The 20,432-nt window shown below is 45.9% G+C and carries 19 protein-coding genes; 15 read left to right on the top strand and 4 right to left on the bottom strand.

The genetic code is table 11. The annotated features are described in order from the left end of the window. Positions 1-67: 67 nt before the first annotated feature. On the bottom strand, positions 68-712 hold the full coding sequence (locus FXV75_RS09445; RefSeq protein ID WP_148832838.1) for an HAD family hydrolase: 645 nt from the start codon (positions 710-712) through the stop codon (positions 68-70). A gap of 167 nt (positions 713-879) precedes the next feature. Then, positions 880-1,071 carry a hypothetical protein gene (locus FXV75_RS09440; protein ID WP_148832836.1) on the bottom strand — a complete coding sequence of 64 codons (192 nt, stop codon included), beginning with the start codon at positions 1,069-1,071 and terminating at the stop codon, positions 880-882. 156 nt (positions 1,072-1,227) lie between these two features. On the opposite strand from FXV75_RS09440, the gene FXV75_RS09435 reads away from it, so the two are divergent. Then, positions 1,228-1,710 (top strand): DUF2947 family protein, encoded by a 483-nt coding sequence (locus FXV75_RS09435; protein ID WP_148832833.1) that lies wholly within the window; start codon positions 1,228-1,230, stop codon positions 1,708-1,710. A gap of 38 nt (positions 1,711-1,748) precedes the next feature. On the opposite strand, the gene FXV75_RS09430 is transcribed toward FXV75_RS09435, so the two are convergent. Next, positions 1,749-2,459: a tRNA-uridine aminocarboxypropyltransferase gene (locus tag FXV75_RS09430; RefSeq protein ID WP_148832830.1), complete on the bottom strand. Its 711-nt coding sequence runs from the start codon at positions 2,457-2,459 to the stop codon at positions 1,749-1,751. A 327-nt stretch (positions 2,460-2,786) separates the two neighbouring features. On the opposite strand from FXV75_RS09430, the gene FXV75_RS09425 reads away from it, so the two are divergent. Further along, positions 2,787-3,551: a DUF1499 domain-containing protein gene (locus FXV75_RS09425; RefSeq protein ID WP_148832828.1), complete on the top strand. Its 765-nt coding sequence runs from the start codon at positions 2,787-2,789 to the stop codon at positions 3,549-3,551. A gap of 66 nt (positions 3,552-3,617) precedes the next feature. After that, a complete protein-coding gene (locus tag FXV75_RS09420; protein ID WP_148832827.1) occupies positions 3,618-4,211 on the top strand; it encodes a TetR/AcrR family transcriptional regulator in 594 nt (197 codons plus the stop codon). A 96-nt stretch (positions 4,212-4,307) separates the two neighbouring features. On the opposite strand, the gene FXV75_RS09415 is transcribed toward FXV75_RS09420, so the two are convergent. Next, positions 4,308-6,074, bottom strand: a complete 1,767-nt coding sequence (locus FXV75_RS09415) for a DEAD/DEAH box helicase (protein WP_148832824.1) — start codon at positions 6,072-6,074, stop codon at positions 4,308-4,310. Positions 6,075-6,171: 97 nt separating this feature from the next. Between FXV75_RS09415 and FXV75_RS09410 the strand changes: the two genes are divergently transcribed. The 12 genes from FXV75_RS09410 (at position 6,172) to hrpA (ending at position 20,394) form a co-directional block, all read left to right on the top strand. After that, complete coding sequence (locus tag FXV75_RS09410) at positions 6,172-6,864, top strand: 2OG-Fe(II) oxygenase (RefSeq protein WP_148832822.1); 693 nt, start codon at positions 6,172-6,174, stop codon at positions 6,862-6,864. Between the two features lie 131 nt (positions 6,865-6,995). Further along, positions 6,996-7,991, top strand: a complete 996-nt coding sequence (locus tag FXV75_RS09405; protein ID WP_148832820.1) for a rhodanese-related sulfurtransferase — start codon at positions 6,996-6,998, stop codon at positions 7,989-7,991. 205 nt (positions 7,992-8,196) lie between these two features. After that, a complete protein-coding gene (gene dnaX / locus FXV75_RS09400) occupies positions 8,197-10,407 on the top strand; it encodes a DNA polymerase III subunit gamma/tau (RefSeq protein ID WP_148832819.1) in 2,211 nt (736 codons plus the stop codon). A gap of 16 nt (positions 10,408-10,423) precedes the next feature. Continuing rightward, positions 10,424-10,750 (top strand): YbaB/EbfC family nucleoid-associated protein, encoded by a 327-nt coding sequence (locus tag FXV75_RS09395; RefSeq protein WP_148832817.1) that lies wholly within the window; start codon positions 10,424-10,426, stop codon positions 10,748-10,750. Between the two features lie 9 nt (positions 10,751-10,759). After that, on the top strand, positions 10,760-11,353 hold the full coding sequence (gene recR, locus FXV75_RS09390; protein WP_148832815.1) for a recombination mediator RecR: 594 nt from the start codon (positions 10,760-10,762) through the stop codon (positions 11,351-11,353). A 1-nt stretch (position 11,354) separates the two neighbouring features. Continuing rightward, the gene (rnd, locus tag FXV75_RS09385) at positions 11,355-12,497 is read left to right on the top strand and encodes a ribonuclease D (RefSeq protein WP_148832813.1); all 1,143 of its coding nucleotides are present in this window, start codon (positions 11,355-11,357) and stop codon (positions 12,495-12,497) included. 26 nt (positions 12,498-12,523) lie between these two features. Beyond that, complete coding sequence (locus tag FXV75_RS09380; RefSeq protein WP_148832812.1) at positions 12,524-12,817, top strand: YcgL domain-containing protein; 294 nt, start codon at positions 12,524-12,526, stop codon at positions 12,815-12,817. A gap of 2 nt (positions 12,818-12,819) precedes the next feature. Further along, positions 12,820-13,299: a YcgN family cysteine cluster protein gene (locus FXV75_RS09375; RefSeq protein WP_148832809.1), complete on the top strand. Its 480-nt coding sequence runs from the start codon at positions 12,820-12,822 to the stop codon at positions 13,297-13,299. Between the two features lie 66 nt (positions 13,300-13,365). After that, complete coding sequence (locus FXV75_RS09370) at positions 13,366-15,243, top strand: vWA domain-containing protein (protein ID WP_148832807.1); 1,878 nt, start codon at positions 13,366-13,368, stop codon at positions 15,241-15,243. After that, complete coding sequence (locus tag FXV75_RS09365; RefSeq protein ID WP_148832806.1) at positions 15,236-16,015, top strand: class II glutamine amidotransferase; 780 nt, start codon at positions 15,236-15,238, stop codon at positions 16,013-16,015. The genes FXV75_RS09370 and FXV75_RS09365 overlap by 8 nt, the downstream gene beginning before the upstream one ends. A 102-nt stretch (positions 16,016-16,117) precedes the next feature. After that, a complete protein-coding gene (locus FXV75_RS09360; protein WP_148832803.1) occupies positions 16,118-16,366 on the top strand; it encodes a hypothetical protein in 249 nt (82 codons plus the stop codon). A 152-nt stretch (positions 16,367-16,518) separates the two neighbouring features. Next, a complete protein-coding gene (gene hrpA, locus FXV75_RS09355) occupies positions 16,519-20,394 on the top strand; it encodes an ATP-dependent RNA helicase HrpA (protein WP_148832801.1) in 3,876 nt (1,291 codons plus the stop codon). Positions 20,395-20,432 lie beyond the last annotated feature (38 nt).

Here is a 20,432-nt window from a genome sequence, read left to right as displayed (position 1 = left end):
ATTGATGAAGGAATGAGCCATGGCTAATATCAGCGGTACAGGGCTTGGTTATAAACGAAAAGGAGCGCTATAAACCTAGCAATCCTTCAAGTTCTTCCATTGTGTCAAAGCATTGTGTTGCGCCGGCGGCCAGCTGGATATTTTTGTTCAGTGTTTCACAAAACGCCAAAACTGTCATACCAGCTGCATGCCCCGCCGTGATGCCCGCTACAGAGTCTTCTATGACGAGGCAATCTTTGGGGTCAATGTGTAAGGCCGCTGCGGCTTTTAAATACATATCGGGTGCTGGTTTGCCGTTTTCCACGTCCTCGACACAAAAGCGAAGGGCAAAGCGTTCTAATAATTGTATTTTGTCGAGTTTAAAGTTCATTTCTTGCCGACGTGCATTGGTTGCCATTGCGATGGGTACGTTGATTTTTTCAAGTAGGGCTCGAACGCCTTTAATAGGCTCAAGCTCTTCATCAATAATCGCGTGAAATTTTTGACGGTAAATGTCAGCAAAATTGGAAGGTAAAGGTTTGCCGAGAAGTTTCTCTGCATTAATGAGGTTTTGTTTGTTGGTAAACCCTGTGAATTTTGAATGCAAAGTTTCGTCGTCAATCACAAGACCCTGTTCGCTCAACATGGACCTTAAAATGTGGTTAGAAATGTTTTCAGTGTCAACAATCACACCGTCACAATCAAAAATTATTGCTTTGTAAGAATACGCCATAAGAAAATATCGTCGTGAATGGATCTTGATAATAACGAATTTTTAGACGAACAAGGAAGGGAGGGGGTTATTATTTTTCTCCCCTTAAAGAGTATTTACGATACATTGCATCGCCGTTCGGTGGGCTTGTCTCGTAAAAAGTACTTTTATAATCCGTGAATAGTGCGTTAGTTCGCCGTTTGGCCTAATATTTGTGGGCGTGCACTGGCTTTTTTAAGGTTTTTTACTGTACCCAGAAAGAAAGCAACAACCGCTTTAACACGACGTGTGCGTTTTTGTTTGCGAGCGTGGTCTTCCAATGTGGTGTCTACGTATCCCCATTTAGCCAAAAGCGCTTCGTATTGTTGTTGAGAGTCCATGTTATTCTCCTAAAGTGAGTGGTTTTAAGTGTTGTTTTATTACAACAACACCGATATTAGGTATATTTGACCGATTGAACAAACGATCCTTTTTCACTCAATTGATGAGTTTTTCTCATCCTTTTTCCATTTTATTGTTTACATAAGGAATGAGCCTTGTACCAATCATTAGAGCAGTTTTCAAAGAGTTGGATTTTTAAACGCAATGACCCAAAAGTTGAACTTGAGGATCTTCACGCTATCCGTTTGTTGAGTGAGCAAGGCGCTGCACAAATTTGGCGAGATTACATAAGTGAGGAGCAAATTCACCCCGATCATTTTTCAGAACGCGATTGGTTAAAACGTCGTGATGCACAAGTCGTAGATGGGAAAATTCAATGGGAAGGGGTGTGGGACAGTGATCAGTTGCTGTTACCGGAAGCTTTGCTACTGCACTTTTCATCTTGGGGAGAAGATACTAGGGTGTATTTTTGCTGTCAAAACGAACTGGTGTTTGAATTGACCTGGGGAGTATTTAAGCGCACATGGAAAGCCTTTTTATTTCTAGATAATGGTCCAGTTTTGGTCGGAAAGAAAAAAAAGCAAGCGGCTCAATTTCACTCTAATGGGTCGGTGAATTTATTGATGAGACCCTCATGAGCCGAGTGTGGTAAAAGTGTATAAACGGCGATAAGTCGTTATACGGTGCGACGGTTGCCACGTTTTCGGCTCATAAGACAGTGCTGGTTAAACGTCTGATACAAGGTCAATAATGCTTTACTATGGCTTGTGTGACCCAGTGCATCAAGCAGTAAGGCGGTTACTTCCGCCGTAGCGAATTGCATATCATGCTGGGCGTGCCTGACTAAAAAAGATCGCTGTGCTTCACTGCTGAGTTCATAATGGGGAATGTGTTTTAACCAGTCGCTTTGGTGAAACATTTTACTGGCTTGTTTCCATGTGCCGTCCAAAATAATAAAGGTGTGTGCGTGGCTTTCATTTGATGTTTCTGGCAGGTTTTGTCGTTGCTGTCTGTGTTGTGATCGTGCTGTTTCTGTACTGGGATAGAGAAGGGTGCAGTGGCCTTTTTGAGAAGCCAAGGTGTCGAGTAGTTCAGCCGGGGGGGCTGTGCGGCTCCAAAGAAAGGCTTTGGTGTTTTGCGGAAATAGGTCTGCAATCAGTCGGCCGCTGTTAGTGGGTTTGTGTATTTCGTCACGGTGAAACAGAAGAATAAAGTTAATCGGGCTGAGTTGTTGCGTTTTGTGATGGCAAAAACAGGCAATGTCGGCCATAAGACAGTGCGGGCAACGCTTGACATTGGCGCCTCTAGCGACAAAAGGACGCGTTGAATTTAGCTTAGATTGCTCACGTAATAAATCGACACAGTGCGGTTTTTGAGTGTGTTTCATGGTGTATTTTCATCTAGTCTATGTTTTTTGATTAGGTTCTTTCTGTCGGCGGCATGACCTTCATTGTTGTCTCGATGCTTCATGCAATAATAGCCGCACATTATCGATGAATAGAGTTGTAAGTCTAGTAACGTAAAACCAGTTTAAAGAATAAAAAAGCTAGGATCTAAATGTATCATTTTGTTAATTTTTTTAGGCATTTTCGGGGACATTCTATAAAAAATATGCAAATACAGAGGAACGCGTCAAAACCGCTCACATCCTCCTGTTCGTTGTCATTCAGTCGCGATATGGTGTTAGGTATTATTTTTTTGTTATGAGCTGTTTATGAGCCGTTATATCTCACCGATTTTGTACGTTCTTCTCATGTTGGTAGGGTGTGTTGCATTTATATCAATAGCCGGCGTTCGAGTGGGTGTGTTTGAACCAATTACGGGTTTTTCATTGCTGCGCAAAAGCGTAATCGCTTCTCTTATTTTGTCTGTGTTGGCGGCCTTGTCTTTAGGCGCCTGCCGCAAAGAAAAAAACCCAGCTTGCAATCGCTTTTATAGCTTAGTTTTGATCGTTTCTTTTGCATACAGCGCTATGTGGATTGGGTTTTATCTACAAAGAGCGGGGTTGCCGCACATCAGTGATATCACCACAGATACCGAGGTTCCTCCTGCTTTTATCAATGTCAATTTCATCCGAAAATCAAAAGAAAACGATTTAAGGTATCACTCTGATTGGGCGGCGGTTCAACAAAAATATTATCCTGACGTGACACCGTTGTTTTTGACACAGGACAAAGCCGATTTGTATGCCACTATTTTGTCTCAAGTTAATGAGCGTGGGTGGGAAGTACTCGCGACGTATTCAAGCGCTGGTATTATTGAGGCGACCGCTCGAACACCTATTTTTGGTTTTCGGGATGATGTGGTTATTCGGCTTACGCAGGTAGAGCCTGGTCTTATTCGGGTAGATATGCGTTCTTGCTCGCGGGTTGGACGTGGTGACTTTGGTGTAAATGCTGAGCGTATTCAGTCATTTATGGCAGATTTGTCGGATTCTCTGACTAAATCCAGTATGCCGAAAGTCAACTCCGTGCGTTAAAATTATCTCGTTTTCAAAAAGCAGACAGGCTAGACTCTTAAAACACCGATTTAGAGGGTTATTAGGGTGAGTCTTCGTCAACAGCAAAAAACCAATACTCGCACAAAAATTAAAACCATCGCTAAGCACGCTTTTTTGTCACAAGGCATAGAGGCAACCAGTACGCGTCATTTAAGTGATCAAGCGGGCATTGCGGTAGGTACCTTGTTTGTGCATTTTCCTGATAAATTGTCCTTGGTAAAAGATATTTTTTTCGATGAAATGGACGCGGCTTTAAGGGTGGCTGTTGTGGCTCAAAAAGTCAGCGCTTCGCCAATTGACTATCTTTTGCAAATGGCGCAAGTATTGTTTGATTTTTATGATGAGTACGCTGAATTTACACGCCAGGTTTTGTTGGATAGTTTGGCCACAGGTGGCTTTCATACCAAACAAATGGCGGTTATTTCCGATGGTATTGTAAAACGCTTTAAGCAGGTGGGTGTTGACGAAAAGACAGCGAGTATTTTTGCTGAAAATATGCTGGCAAACTATTGGTTTGTATTGCTAACCGGCATGCCAAATAATCTTTTAGGCGAAGCCGCGGTCGCGCATTTAAATCGAATGAATTTACCTTTTGAAATGTCATATCGAAACGCCCTTAAACACCATAAATCATCTTAATATTAAAGGCTGCTTGGCGCCAATGAGTCCTAGCAAAAGCATATTCGTCTTCCGTTAATAGCCTTCGACTAAGCCAAGGTTCTGTTAAACGAACGGTCAGTTAAGAGTGTTTGCTTTCCGGTACGGCCCTTGGTAGTCAAAAAGTCGCTCTGTGACTTGCCAATGTTGTTTCACTTTCTTGGCAATGACAAAGTCTGGTGTGGGCAAGTAGTCAATAAATCGCACTAACTCTTCCAATGTTTCAAATTCAATGGCTTGGCTGCCGCTGGCGATTCTTCTGCCAAATTGTTCGTTAAAGACACGGCGTGATTTCTTATATTGAAAACGAAAGGTTTCCACCAAAGTGATGCCATCTTCATCGTGATAGGTGATTTTTAAACTCTGGGTGTGGGTGTCTATTTCTGGTGTGATGCCGGAACAGCGCAGTACCTTGTTGTTTTTCAAGTTAAGGGCGCTTCTTAGTAGATCGTCTGGATCGATGAGCTTTTCGAAACAATGCTGGCACTGCCGTGCCGCTATGTCATTTTCTTCGTTGCAGTGTGGGCAGCGTTTAAAACGAAAGCGATAGGAGCACTGCACTTCGCCTTTTTGTTCGTCTAGGGTGTCAATCAGTCCGTGGCAGCGGCGCCCGAAATGTTCCAGTAGGTTGCCATCGGCGTCTTTTCGCCCCCAAAATGTGTTGGCGAAATCGCATTCTGGGCAGTGAATTTGTACTGCAACAGAGTCAGGAGTGGGGCGTTTTTCACCAATTTCTGGTTGGAAAATATCATAACCATTGTTGGTGTAATCCAAAACAAGGCAGTCTTTTTTGCCAGGGTTAAGTCGTAAGCCACGGCCCACGATTTGTTGAAATAAACTGATGGATTGAGTAGGTCTTAAAATGGCAATGACATCCACATGGGGTGCGTCAAACCCGGTTGTCAATACGGACACATTAACGAGAAATTTCAGTTGCTTAGCTTTAAACGCCTTGATTAACGCATCGCGTTCTTTGAGCTTGGTTTGGCCTGTAATAAGGGCGGTGTTTTCACTGGGTAAATAGCCAACAATTTCCCTGGCGTGGTCAATGGTCGAGGCAAAGATCATAACACCTTGTCGGTCTTGGCTGAGTTGTACAATTTGCTCGGTGACCGCTTGGGTGACTCTTGGGTGTTTGTGTATCAGCTCGTTGAGGGCAATGTCGTCGGTATTTTGTTCGCCATCAAGGCTTTCGGTTAACAAACTAAAATCATACTGAGCGATCGCGGCGTCGAAGTGAATCGGCGGCGTTAAGTAGCCTTTTTTAACCATGTGCTGTAGAGGCAGTTCAAAAATACACCGCTTGAAAAAAGACTCGGTATTAGGTCGCGCGTAACCATGATAATGGTGTTGATAAATCCAGCCATGACCTAGTCGATAAGGCGTTGCAGTAAGGCCAAGAATTTTGATCGTAGGGTTCAAAGATTGAAAATGCTGAATGGTTTTTTGGTACTGGCCGTTCTGTTCTAGGGCGACGCGATGGCATTCATCAATAATAATCAGGCTGACAGGGTCGTTAAAGTCGACCAGATTGCTGGCCATTGATTGAATGCTGGCAAACGTGACTTTTGCCGTGGCGTTTTTCTGGTTTAACCCTGCAGAATAGAGGCCAGCGCTTGACCCGGTAGCCAGAAATTTGGCGTGATTCTGCTCGACGAGTTCTTTAACGTGCGCTAAGCACACCACGCGACCTCGCGCGAGTCGACTCAATTCTGCTATAACCAGGCTTTTGCCAGCGCCTGTTGGTAGCACTATCACCGCAGGATCGTCACTGTGGCGAAAATGCGACAACGCGGCATTAACGGCTTGCACTTGATAGTCTCGTAATTGATAAGTTTGCTTCATGGTATGTCGTCGCAGAAATCTTTATGTGATGGAGAAGTGCCTACAGTATGATAGCGGCCACGGTAATTTTGCCCTTTTAACAGTGATTAATCTATCCATGTCTATTGAAGCGCCCTTTGCGGGAAATCCGTACATTGAAAACTCTATTCCTGTTTTTAGCCGAGAAACCCCTTTTTATAATTTGCTGAACGATTTGCAAACTAAAGGGTGGAGTATTCAGGATGATTTCTTTTCAACGGATTTTACCCAGGCCTTAATGGATGAAGTGGAAAATATACATAATGCTTACATGCTTCAAGCGGGTGTGGGTCGCAAGCAAGATCACCAAATCGTACTGGATGCGCGACGGGATTATATTCAATGGATTGATCCGGATAAGCCGATTCGAAAGGATTTTTTGCGAACGATGGAGGCCTTACGTGTGGCATTGAATCGTCGTTTGTTTCTGGGGTTATTTGATTACGAGGCGCATTTTGCCCGTTATGAAAAAGGGGCGTTTTATGAAAAACACATCGATGCATTCAAAGGTCAAAGTAATCGCATATTGTCGACAGTGCTGTATTTAAATGAAGGCTGGCAGGCAGGCGATGGCGGCGAATTGGTGATTTATGACGAGCGCGAGCCGACTAAAGAAATAGGACGATTTTCACCCAACAAAGGCCGTTTAGCGGTTTTTTTGAGTGAGTGTTTTTATCACGAAGTGGTGGTAGCAAAGCGAACTCGCCATAGCATTGCGGGTTGGTTTCGAGTGAACGGCACGATAGGTGGCGCACTTGATCCAGATCAATGAAATACGGCATTTGTGCTGAGTTGAGTGAGAGATAATGAGGGCAGCGACTCGAAAATATAACAATAAGACTCTATAATATGCGCCTTAATTAATTGCTCTGGTTTTACGTTCCAGATCGCATAGGAGAAAGTATGTCTACCGTTGTTGTATGTGCCCTGTATAAATTTGTTGCGCTGCCGCATTTCGAATCGCTCCGCGAGCCATTGCAAAAAACCTTAGAAGACAACGCTGTGCGTGGCACCTTGTTGTTGGCGAGTGAAGGCATTAATGGCACCGTCGCGGGCTCTCGCGAAGGGATTGATGCGGTTTTAGCGTGGTTAGACCAGCAACCAGGTTTAGAAAGCATCGGCTACAAAGAATCTTTCGACGAAGCTATGCCGTTTTACCGTACAAAAGTGAAATTGAAGAAAGAAATCGTCACCATGGGTATTGAAGGCATTGACCCCAAGCGCGTGGTCGGAACCTATGTTAAACCCAGTGATTGGAACGCATTGATTTCTGACCCTGATGTCATTTTGGTCGATACGCGCAACGATTACGAAGTACAGATTGGTACGTTTAAAAATGCCGTGAACCCCAAAACAGAGACGTTTCGTGAATTTCCAGGCTATGTAAAAGACAACATGGACCCAGCAAAACACAAGAAAGTGGCGATGTTTTGTACCGGTGGTATTCGCTGTGAAAAATCCACGGCGTACATGCTAGAACAAGGCTATGAAGAAGTGTATCACCTGGAAGGCGGGATCCTTAAGTACCTAGAGGAAGTGCCGAAAGAAGACACGATGTGGGAAGGTGAGTGCTTTGTTTTCGATAATCGTGTGTCGGTCAATCACGATCTACAAAAAGGCGAATACGATCAATGCCACGCATGTCGTATGCCGATCACCGAAGAAGAAAAACAAAGTGAACACTATATTCAAGGCGTGAGTTGCGTGCATTGTGTGAATAAATATTCTGATGCCCAGCGTCAGCGTTTTATTGAGCGCGAACGCCAAGTTCAGCTTGCCCACGCTCGCGGAGAAGAACATATTGGCGCCGATGTAGTGGACGCTGTTGAAAAGCATCGCAATGAGAAAACGCTCGAAAAAGAGCGCCAACGTAAGGTGCGTGAAGCTCAAGTAAACTAGCCCCTGAGTGCTTTGATGTGTTTTCGTCTGGTGCTCGCTAAACTTGGTCAGACGAAAACAGTACTAAATTTAAGCTATTGATCTTAATGGCGATGTTTTTGGTTATTTCACTCGATTCCTCCGTCACTTGTGGTATCACAGTGGTTTCGAAATGCCTCGTACTGCCGTACAATAAAAAATCGCTTTTTATCAGCCAGTACCCATAATGAGTTATCAAGTTTTAGCACGTAAATGGCGCCCGCAAACTTTTCTTGAAATGGCAGGCCAAGACCATGTACTTCAAGCATTAGTGAATGCGTTACGTCAGCAACGCTTGCATCATGCCTATTTGTTTACCGGAACCCGTGGCGTGGGCAAAACCACCATTGCGCGTATTTTTGCAAAATGCTTAAACTGCGAAACAAACGGTATTTCTCCAGAACCCTGCGGGACGTGCGACAGCTGTCGTGAAATCGTAGAAGGTCGCTTTGTTGATTTGATTGAAGTGGATGCCGCCTCACGTACCAAGGTAGAAGATACCCGAGAATTGCTCGAAAACGTTCAATATGCACCGACTCGAGGGCGCTTCAAAGTTTATTTAATAGACGAAGTGCATATGCTATCAACACACTCTTTTAATGCCTTACTTAAGACATTAGAAGAGCCGCCAGCCCACGTTAAATTCTTATTGGCTACGACCGACCCCCAAAAATTACCGGTCACTGTGTTATCTCGTTGTTTGCAGTTTAACCTTAAAAATATGTCACCACAGCGCGTGGTGGACTATCTGCAAACCGTGCTGAATACCGAGCAAGTGGGCTTTGACCAAGCCGCCTTGTGGCAAATTGGCCAAGCGGCCAATGGCAGTATGCGAGATGCCTTGAGTTTGACAGATCAAGCCATTGCGTTTGGCAATGGTGCAATTTCAGAATCTGATGTGACCGCCATGCTTGGGCTAGTAAATCAGTCGCAAGTGTTGGATTTATTAGAAAGTGTGGCGGCTAAAAAGGCCGCTGACGTGCTGTCTCGTATTGAGCTTTTGGCGGATTACCAACCGGATTTTACCGCCATTTGCGGCAGTTTATTAGATGTTTTACATCGCATCGCCATTGAACAACAAGTGCCAGGGGCGCTGGTGGATCAGCTGGGTGATTTGTCTCGTATTCAAGCGATGGCGGCCAGTGTCAGCTCGGAAGAAATTCAACTGATGTATCAAAGTTTATTGATTGGTCGTCGAGATTTGCCTTTAGCGCATTCTGCACGCGCCGGCTTTGAAATGCTGATGTTGAGACTGATTGCGTTTCGTCCTACTCCACCAATGAGAGTGAGCTATGAAGAGGCGCCGGTAGTGTCGGAACCGGTAGTGTCGGAACCGGTAGTGTCGGAACCGATATTAGCGGAAAAAAAAACAGCCCCCGTTGAGCGTGCAGCTCTTGTAGTAGAGCGTTCTGAGCCAGAAAATGCTGAACTAGAGACCGCCGAGCCAAGTGCGACTCAACTAGAAAATGTTGAGCCAAACACGCTTGAAGCAAGTGCAGTTGAAGTCAATATCGAAAACACAGCGTCGATTAGCGTTATGAATTCCCCTAGTAACCGGTTATCCCAAGCGGAGCGCCCACCATGGGAAGAGGCGCCAGCCGATAACGAGCCAGAAGTTCGTATTGAGACGGTTGAAAAGCCATCGGCTCAAGCCCAGATAACGCCAATACAGGAAACAGAACCGGAACAGCAAGTACAAAAATCAAAACCAGAGCCAACAGCACAAAAGTCTTCTGTCGTTCCGCCGACGTTTGTTCAGCAAGAACAAGATGAAGATGAAGATGAGCAAGAAACAGAAGAGCAGGCGATCGCGGACATCATTGACCCTTTTAACCCTGCGGCCGACTTGGTCGATGCGTTAGTCTCTGGCGTTGTCGAGCCGATAGCGAGCCATGAAATTAACGAAGCTAATGAAAGCATGTCGACACAAACACGGTTATCGAAGGTGCCGGATGCGATCGCACAACCTGCTTTGGGTATGGACTTGCCTGTATTGGCGCATTTCAGTGAATTGACGATGAAGATCTGGTGGCTGGTAGCACCTCGGTTAAATTTAACCGGCTTGGTGCAAAACATCCTGATGAACTCCAGTTTAGTCGACGCCAGTGATCAAGGTATCCGCTTGCAGGTTCCTTTAGAATACGGACACATGTTGAATCAAGTGCGTTATGAACAAATACAGGGCGCATTGAGTGATTTTTTTGCCATGCCGGTTCCCTTGATCATAGACACAGTGGAAGACACCAGCGGCGTGACCGCAGAAGAATTTGCGATAAGTAAGCGAGCAGAGGCCTTGCAGGAGGCCATACAATATTTACAATCACATCCAGTTGTGCAAGCTTTATCGGCGACGATGGGCGCTCAATTGGTTTATGATACGGTTAAAGTTAAAGCTTAATTTGGAGGGCGAAGGTATGTTCAAAGGTGGTATGGGTAACATGATGCGTCAAGCGCAACAAATGCAGGAAAACATGCAAAAAGCGCAAGAAGAAGTCGCCAGCATGGAGGTTGAAGGTCAATCCGGTGCCGGATTGGTGAAGATCCTCATGACAGGCCGTCACGACGTAAAACGCGTTTCTATTGACGATTCTTTGGTGGGTGAAGACAAAGAAATGCTGGAAGACCTTATTGCGGCCGCTGTCAACGATGCGGTGCGTAATATTGAAGTCAGCCAAAAAGAAAAAATGGCCGCAGCAACGGCGGGCATGTCCTTGCCACCTGGTTTTAAAATGCCATTTTAGGAGAGGATTTTGTTCAGTCCCTTAATTAAAGAATTGATTGATTCATTGCGTTGTTTACCGGGTGTTGGCCCCAGGTCAGCTCAAAAAATGGCCTTGTATTTACTTGAACGCGATCATCAAGGGGCAGACAGGTTAGCAAATGGATTGCGCGAAGCACTTGACAAAGTTGGGCGCTGTTCAAGTTGTCGTACGCTAACGGAAGAAGCTGAATGCCAGTTGTGCCAAGATCCTGAGCGTGATCCTAAGCGATTATGTATTGTTGAAACACCCGCGGATGTGGTGGCTATCGAGTCGGCGGGTACCTTTACTGGAAGGTATTTTGTTTTATTGGGGCATTTGTCACCGATTGATGGCGTTGGTCCGGAAGAATTGGGGCTTGATCGTTTGGAAGCCCTTGTTCAACACAATGACGTCGAAGAGGCGATTATCGCCACAAACTCTACGATAGAGGGCGAGGCGACTTGTCATTATATCGCGGAGATATTAAAAACACTGAACATTAACGTCAGCCGTATTGCTCATGGTGTTCCCATGGGCGGCGAGCTGGAATACGTTGATGGTAACACTCTGGCGCTGGCGCTTGAGGGACGGAAGAAACTCTAAAATGAATGATCAAGATGATGCTCTGACTATTATTTGTGTGGCAGACAATGAGTCGCTGGAGAGTTGGTGTGAGTACTGGGCGCAATTACCCGTAATTGCGGTGGATACGGAATTCATTCGCCGGGCAACGTATTTCCCGATTACAGGGCTGATTCAAATTAGCGAAGGCGATCAAGCCGTGCTGATTGATCCTTTAACGATCGATGCGTGGGATCCGTTGCGTGATCTCATGGTTAACCCTAATGTTATGAAGGTGTTTCACGCGTGCTCCGAAGATCTGGATGTATTTGACCGATTACTGGGTGTATTGCCTACGCCGTTTTACGACACGCAGATTGGTGAAGCCTACGCGAGTGCGAAATGGTCGCTAAGTTATGTAAAGTTAATTCATGAATATTTACAAATTGAAGTCGCCAAAGATGAAACGCGTTCCGATTGGACCCAGCGACCTCTGACGGCGGCGCAAAAGCGTTACGCGGCCTTGGATGTGGTTTATCTTGCAAACGTGTATCCAATGCAACTTGCCCGTTTACAAGAAAAAGGCATGCTTGAATGGGTGATGGAAGACTGTGATTCCCTTAAATGGCAGTATCAAATGAACTCGGATCCTAAACAAAACTGGGACGGAATAAAAACCGCATGGCGTTTGTCTCCTTTGGGTCTGACGTTATTGCGTTTGTTGTTTATTTGGCGCGACGAGCAAGCACGTAAAGAGGATGTGCCTAAAGGGCAAATCCTTAAAGATCGCACTTTATGGTCATTGGCGGATACCTTACCAACGCATCATAAAGCCGTGTCTGAAGCGGAAGAGTTAACGGGTCGTCAACATCGTTTGTATGGTGACGTTATTTTGCAAAACGTGGCTCTGGTCAATGAGCTATCCGCCGATGAATATCAATTGCCGTTGGAAATGCCTTTGCCCCCCCGAACGGGTGATTTGACAAAGGCAATTAAAGCCTTCGTGCGTCAGCAAGCGGAGCGTATACATATTGCGCCGGAAGCTATGATGAAACGTAAACTGTTGGACCCTTTGGTACGTCATTTGTTTGATGGGTCTGATATAGACTGGAACAATCCGGCCATGACGGGGTGGCGACGTGAAGCCATCGTAAACCCAGTTTTGGAAAAATTCAAAAAGCCCTAAATGGCGCGGTGACGCCAGAGAACATTATGAAACAACATTTAATTGTAGAAGTATTTCGCTCTTCCAAGCACGACGGCATGTACTTGTATGTAGAAAAAAGTCAGGGCTTGAAAAAAATCCCGGAAGAATTAATGACACGTTTTGGTAAAGGCATCAGTGCCATGACCATGTTATTGACTAAGGAAAGCACGCTTGCTCGTGCTAAACCTGAAAAAGTGGCGTCTGAAATTCGTGAAAAAGGTTTTTATTTGCAGCTGCCACCAGTGAAAGACGATTACTTACTCGACCTTTATAAAACCCCAACAGAAGCCATTTACTGATTATGATAGCAAAGCGTTACGAGCCTTTTTGGCAAATCACGCCACTGGAAAAAATGTCTCCAGTAGAGTGGGAGTCCATCTGTGATGGCTGTGGTAAATGTTGCCTACAAAAATTGCAGGATGATGAAACCGAAGAGGTTTTTTACACTAACTTGTCTTGTCAGCAACTCAATCTGACCACCTGTCAATGTAAGGTATATGACACTCGACAAGCAAAAGTGGCAAGCTGTATTACATTAACCCCAGATCAGTTAACGGATTTTGATTGGCTGCCAGATACGTGCAGTTATCGTGTGCTTCACGAAACGAAACAGTTACCTAATTGGCACCCTTTGGTGGTGGGGAGTAATAAAGAAATGTTACGCCAAGGGTTAACGGTGCGTGATTATGCGGTCAATGAAACCAAGGTAGCGGAAGAAGATTGGGAAGTACACGTGATCAAATGGGTTCATGGTATGCCCAAGCCGTATGACGTTACCTGAAAAAAACGACTGTACCCATAAGCTAAGCACTAATTTTAGCAAGTGTAATCTGAGGAGTTTGTCAGCATGACGTGGTTAAGAGTAAATGCAGCGCTATTGTTGTCGGTTTGTTTGTCTTTTGGAACGCCGTTAAGTCATGCCGATACGCAGTTTCGCGTTATTGTCGATGCATCGGGCAGCATGATTATCAGCGATCCTGATAAGCTTACTTCAGAAGCCTTGCGCCTTATTTCAAGCCTGGCGCCTGAAGAGCAGGCTACGCTGGGTATCTGGTTATTTGGTGAAGAGCCCAGAGTGTTGCTCGAAGAGTCGATCGTCAATAAAGCCAGCAAAGCAAAGCTGGAAAGCTACGTAAACAGTTACGTGACACAAGATGTAAAAACGGACTTAGAAGCCATCATTGCTTTGCTCTTAGACACGCCTGACTCTGGAGATCTACGCCCGAATTTTTCCCGCCATTGGGTGTTGGTCACCGACGGGATGGTTGATATTAGTTTAGATGAATCGGTGAATAAAGCGTCGCGGGATCGAATATTAAACGAATTGACGGCCAAGTTAGAGGCGAAAAACATTCATTTGCACACTATTTCGATGACAGGTTACACCGATAAAAACCTGTTAGAGTCCCTTTCACTTCGAACCGGTGCCACTCATACCGAGGTGGCGATTCCAGAAGATCTATTAGATACCTTTGATCGTATTTTCGCTCAAGCCACTCCCACAGACGAGTTGCCATTCGATGGAAATCGATTTTTAGTGGACGATGCGATTGAGGAATTAACCTTGGTGGTGTTTCACGATGAAGGCGTTCAGCCTCACGTGATCAAGCCTGATGGTTCAGTATTGTCTTTGATAAACAGCGACAGCGTCTCGGTGTCGTCATCGAATCACTATACACTTTTGACCGTTCGTCGCCCATCCGTCGGTTTATGGCAAGTCGATAATGTGGACCTGGAACGAAGCAGCATCAGAATTATGACGAATCTGAGTGTTCAGGCGTCTACCGTGTCATCGGTTGTGTTTTTACATGAGCCTATTTACTCTGTCGTGGGGCTGTTTCAAAAAGAAGAGCTCATCGATGATGAAAAAGTACTGGACTTACTTGATGTTAACCAAAGTGTCTATCGTTTAAACGGCAGTCAAAAAGAGCTGATCACCACGTATCGTATGACGCCTTCTGGTGAGCAATTTCAGCATGCTCTAGAAGGCATTAGGGTGCCTGGAAATTACGAATTACTCAGTCTCGTTGATGGCAAAACATTTTCACGCCAAATAAGTCAGTTTTTTACGGTGCATCCAGCGATTGATTTTAATGGTTTACACCCAGGTGGTGATTTAGTGGCGTTCACCGCCAAGCCTGTGAATTTAAAATTAAACGTAGTGAATTCCGCTATAACGCTTGAGTTTTCCTATTCTAATGGTACGCAAAAAACCGACTTGATGCCGCTGGTTGGCCAAGGTTATTGGGAGGCAGTTGTGCCTGTTTCTGCCAACGAATTGACTCGCGTTCGAGCACAACTCAAAGGCGTGACGCAAACCGGAGTACGGTTTGACTACTGGACACCCACGTGGGAATTTGGCCGTCAGGGCGATGCCATACCGACGGTGCGCAATGTGAGTGATGTGATAGACACACTGACCACTAGGCCAGTCAGCATATCAACGCTTGATAATGGGGTGACGCCAGTGGTGGTGTCTCCATTAATTTCAGTGGTCAGTGAAAACTTAATCAATGCAGAAGACCCAACGAATACCCTGAGCCCCGAAGCGGTATTCGTAACTGACATCCCCTCACAGAGCGATGCAATGAGTGGCTTCACCGCATCGGACTGGGCCTGGTTTGCTGGGCTTAATATCGGCGGTATTCTTGTTATTGCTGGTGGCATCTGGGCATATCGCCGCCGTAAAAAGACCCCATCACAGGGAGACGAAGATAATGTGTGAATTATTGGGTATGAGTGCCAGTGTGCCAACTGACATTTGCTTCAGTTTTTCCGGCTTGCGCGCTCGCGGTGGACGCACTGGGCCACACAAAGACGGTTGGGGTATGGCCATGTACCGCGATGGCGATGTCTGGGCAATACACGATCCACGCCCCAGTGCCGATTCCGACATGGCCGAAGTCATGAGTCACGCTTCGCTTAAATGCGACATTGTGATCAGCCATATTCGTCAAGCCAATGTTGGTGCTGTTAATTTACTCAATACGCACCCATTTAGCCGATTTTTATGGGATAAAACCTGGACCTATGCCCACAACGGTCAATTGGAAAATGCGACAGATTTACCGCTCGTACGCTATCATCCTCTGGGAAATACCGACTCTGAACGGGCTTTTTGTTGGATTATCGAGCAACTTCAAACTCGGTTTGGCGACCAAGAACCTAGCGTAAGCGACATTTCAACGCGCTTATGGCAGTTGGCGTTGCAACTTAAAAGTCGTGGTGTTTTTAACATGATGCTCTCCGATGGCGTTCGTTTATACTGCTTTTGCACCACGAAACTCCACTGGATCACCCGACGCGCCCCGTTCAAAAAAGCCACTTTATCTGATGAAGACGTCATCATCGACTTTAAAGAAGTCACCACAGACAAAGACGTTGTCACCGTCATCGCCACGCAGCCATTAACCCAAGATGAAACTTGGAACCAAATGCAAGAAGGCGAATTATGTGTCTTTGAAGGCGGGGAAGCGGTTTTTCAGAATCGTCTTTAACAATAGGCATTTGTCGGGCATGACGAGCGAAGCTGATCTTTTCACCTCGACTCTGATTCCTGTTATCCTTGCACGCCTTTTATCCCTTAAAGAGTAAACCGTATGATGAACGATAACGATGTTATTGAAACCTTGGATCAACTTGAAGCCTTCCTTCGTGCTGTAGAAAATGGGGGGCTTGGTTTGGCCAATGTTGAGGGCGTAGCGTTGGCGACGAACAACAGTAATGGGCGTCCATTCATTGCGGTCTTGGATGAAAAACGGCAGTTGATTTTAGGGCGTTGGGTCAGTACCAATGTGTATGAAAACGGCAAAGACATGGTTCGTTACGGAACGAAAAAAATACATTAATGATCAGATAAACTCGCTGTACTCCGGTACTCTCGATCTAACGCCTTGATGGGAGTTCATGTTATAATTAAGCATTATATCGTTACGCTATGGGTGATCTAGCTAGATGTTTTTCAGGTCAGCATCCAAACACAGGATACTTTTTTAGTCGTATGCAAAATCCTCCTCTGATGATCCGTGATCGTCATCTTATCGAACGTAAACAACAGCAGCTTACGAAACGCCAAAAAGACGGTTTGCCGTTTGATCGCACTCAGTCTGAATTGAATGCGTTGATCGAAACCTCTGAAACTCTTTATAAAACGCGCTTGTCCCGTTTGCCAAGAGTAACGTACGACGAAACTTTGCCAGTTGCTGCGCGCGCGGACGAAATTATCAAGGCGATTCAAGACAACCAAGTGATTATTATCGCCGGTGAAACGGGATCAGGTAAAACCACCCAGTTGCCAAAAATGTGCCTGCAAGCGGGTCGTGGTATTGCGGGTGTGATTGGTCATACTCAGCCAAGACGTTTGGCGGCACGCAGTGTGGCGGATCGCATCAGTGATGAGTTGCAGGTGAAATTGGGCGAGCAGGTGGGTTTTCAGGTGCGTTTCAGCGACGAAAGTACCGAAACAACACTGATCAAGCTGATGACCGACGGTATTTTGTTGGCTGAAATTCAACAAGATAAACTCCTTTATAAATACGACACCATCATTATTGATGAAGCCCACGAACGCAGTTTGAACATTGATTTTTTGTTGGGGTATTTAAAGCAAGTGTTAGCAGCGCGTCCTGATTTAAAAGTCATCGTCACCTCGGCGACCATCGATGTGGAGCGGTTTTCACAGCATTTCGATAAGGCGCCTATTATTGAAGTGTCGGGTCGAACGTATCCGGTTGAAGTGCGTTACCAGCCTTTGTTGAGCAAGTCCGATTCAGAAGAACTCGACGAAGACCAAAGCATGGAGCAAGGCGTGTTGGATGCGGTGGAAAGGCTCATCGCGGAAGAGCGTCAGTCTGGTTATCGCGGTGCCGGTGATATGTTGGTGTTTTTACCGGGTGAGCGCGAAATTCGCGAAACCGCCGAGATACTTCGTCGTGCTGAACTCAGGTCGACGGAGGTGCTGCCTCTTTATGCCCGTTTGAGTGCCAGTGAGCAGCAACGTATTTTCAAGTCTCACGGTGGTCGTCGCATTGTATTGTCGACCAACGTGGCGGAAACCTCGTTAACGGTTCCCGGAATTCGGTATGTAATAGACCCTGGCTTAGCGCGTATTAGTCGTTACAGTGTACGCTCTAAAGTGCAGCAATTACCGATTGAAAAGATCAGCCAAGCCAGTGCGAATCAGCGTGCCGGTCGATGTGGTCGTGTGGCCGACGGTATTTGTATTCGTTTATACGATGAGTCTGATTTTGACAATCGCTCTGAATTTACCGACCCCGAAATTTTTCGTACTAACTTGGCGTCGGTTATTTTGCAAATGGCCAATCTCAAATTGGGTGCGGTGGAAAAATTCCCTTTTGTTGAAATGCCAGAAAAACGCATGATCAACGACGGTTATCAAGCCTTAACGGAGCTTGGGGCTTTGAACAAAGAGCGCCTGACACCGATTGGTCGCCAGTTGGCGAAGTTGCCCATTGACCCAAAATTAGGTCGTATTCTCATCGCGGCAGAGCAACACAGTGTGCTTAAAGAGGTGGCGATTATTGTCAGTGCCTTGTCGATTCCAGATCCACGCGAGCGCCCTCAAGACAAAAAAGCGCAATCTGACCAAGCCCATGCCGTCGATAAAGACGAAGACTCGGATTTTGCCGTGTTCCTAAATCTGTGGGAGCGCTACGAAGAGCAGCGCCAAAGCTTGTCGCAAAATCATTTGCGTCAGTATTGTCGAAAACAGTTTTTAAATTTTATGCGCATGCGCGAATGGCGAGATATTCATCGCCAAATTATGATCGCCTGTAAGCAGCTGGGTTTTAAAGAAGTGCAGCATGAAGAACGCCACTACGAAGCCATTCACCGTTCCTTGTTGGCAGGTTTATTTACCCAAGTGGCGAACAAAATGGAAGACAGCAAAGACATGCTGGGTTGTCGTTCTCGTAAATTGTCGATCTTTCCGGCATCGATGCTGTTTAAAAAGCCACCACAGTGGATTATGGCCGCCGAGCTGGTGGAAACCACCAAGTTGTACGCTCGGGTGACGGCGCGCATTGACCCTGCATGGATCGAAGAATACGCCGCACCCTTTGTGAAGCGCCAATACTTTGATCCGCATTTCGAGCGTAACCAAGGCCGCGTGATGGCCAACGAGCAAGTGTCTTTATACGGGCTGGTGGTCGTGGCGAAGCGTCGTATGGATTACGGTCAGGTCAACCCCGCAGAAGCGCGTGAGATTTTTATTCGCTCAGGGTTGGTAGAAGGGGAATTGCGAACCAAGCAGGCGTTTTTCCGCAAAAATAAAGCCCTGATGGAAGCGTTAGAAACACAAGAAGCCAAATTGCGTACTCGCAATATTCTGGTGGATGATGAAACCGTATTTGCGTTTTATCATTCACGTTTACCCGATGCGGTTCGCAATCAAAAAAGTTTAGAGTATTTTGTTAAGAAATCCCCCGATGCCTTAGTGATGACGCGGGACGATTTGATCAACCAAGACGTGAATGTGGATGACGAGGCGTTTCCAGATTCCTTTGGCTTGCATGGTGTGGCGTTACCGATTGACTACAAATTTGACCCAGGTAAAGCCACCGATGGGGCGACTTTAAAAGTGCCAGTAGGGTTGCTCAGACAGTTGAGTCTTGAGGATTTAGGTTGGGCCGTGCCCGGTTTTATCAAAGAGCGTTGCGATGCTTTATTGCGAGGTCTGCCAAAAGTATTGCGCCGCCGCTTTGTGCCAATACCGCCATTTGTCGACCGTGTTTATCCGAACTTATCGAGAGATAAGGGCGATTTACTTGAGCAATTGAGCTTGCAGATTAAGCGCGAAACCCTAATCGACATTCCGCTTAACGAGTGGAACGCCGATAAATTGGATTCCCATTTAACCTTGAATTTAGAAGTGGTCGATGAACGCGGCAAGGTGTTGGGCGTGGGTAAAAGTCTCGCTCAGCTACAAAGCCAGTTCGGTGACTTGGTGGATGAGAGTTTTGCGAAATTTGGCACCAAACAACATGAGCAAGAAGGCTTAACCGCGTGGCCCGAGCAGGGGATTCCCGAACGTCAAGAAATCAAACAAGCTGGCATTAACGTCACGGCGTTTCCCGCGTTGGTGTCACAAGGTGACAGTGTGTCGTTGAAAATGTTTGATGATCAGAACACGGCGACGGAAACGCATCGCAAAGGGGTGATTACCCTGTTGCAATTGACCTTAAATAAAGAGGTACGGTACTTACAAAAAAACTTGCCGCGTCTTAAAGAGTCTATGTTGATTTTCGCGCCGTTGGGGAAGAAAGAGACCCTACTGGACGATTTACTAAACGCGGTGTTAGACAAGGTGTTTTTGGATGGGCGGCCTTTACCGCGCACGAAAGCGGAGTTTGAGCGTTGCGTAACGACCCATAAACCTCAACTGGTGACCGTTGCCAACGACATGGCGACTCAGTTGTATCGTGTCTTATCGTCTTATCAAGCGGTAGCGAAAAAAATGAAAGGAGCGATGCCATTGCCTTGGGCAAGAGTATATGGGGACATTAAATTCCAGCTGGAACAGCTGATTTACCCAGGCTTCATCGGTAATACGCCGTTGTTTTGGTTGGGGCAATTACCGCGATACTTTAAAGGCATTGAAGTGCGCTTAGAGCGTTTTCAAAATCATTTGAACAAAGAAAATGCCGCCGTGTCTCAGTTAGAAAGTTTATGGCAGACCTTTATACGACAGAAAAAAGCCCATGATGACAAAGCGCTGTATGATCCAGAATTGATCAAATACCGTTGGATGTTAGAAGAGTATCGTATTTCTTTGTTTGCCCAGTCAGTCGGCACGCTGGAACCCATTTCTGATAAGCGTTTGGCAAAACAGTGGAGCGATGTGAAAAAATTGGTTTAACGAGTCCGTTAATTAGGGCAAGTAACTTAAGGAAAGTA

Origin of the sequence: Marinomonas sp. IMCC 4694 (genome assembly GCF_008122525.1) — a bacterium.
Lineage (GTDB): Bacteria > Pseudomonadota > Gammaproteobacteria > Pseudomonadales > Marinomonadaceae > Marinomonas.
This window is presented reverse-complemented; position numbering and strand designations above follow the sequence as displayed.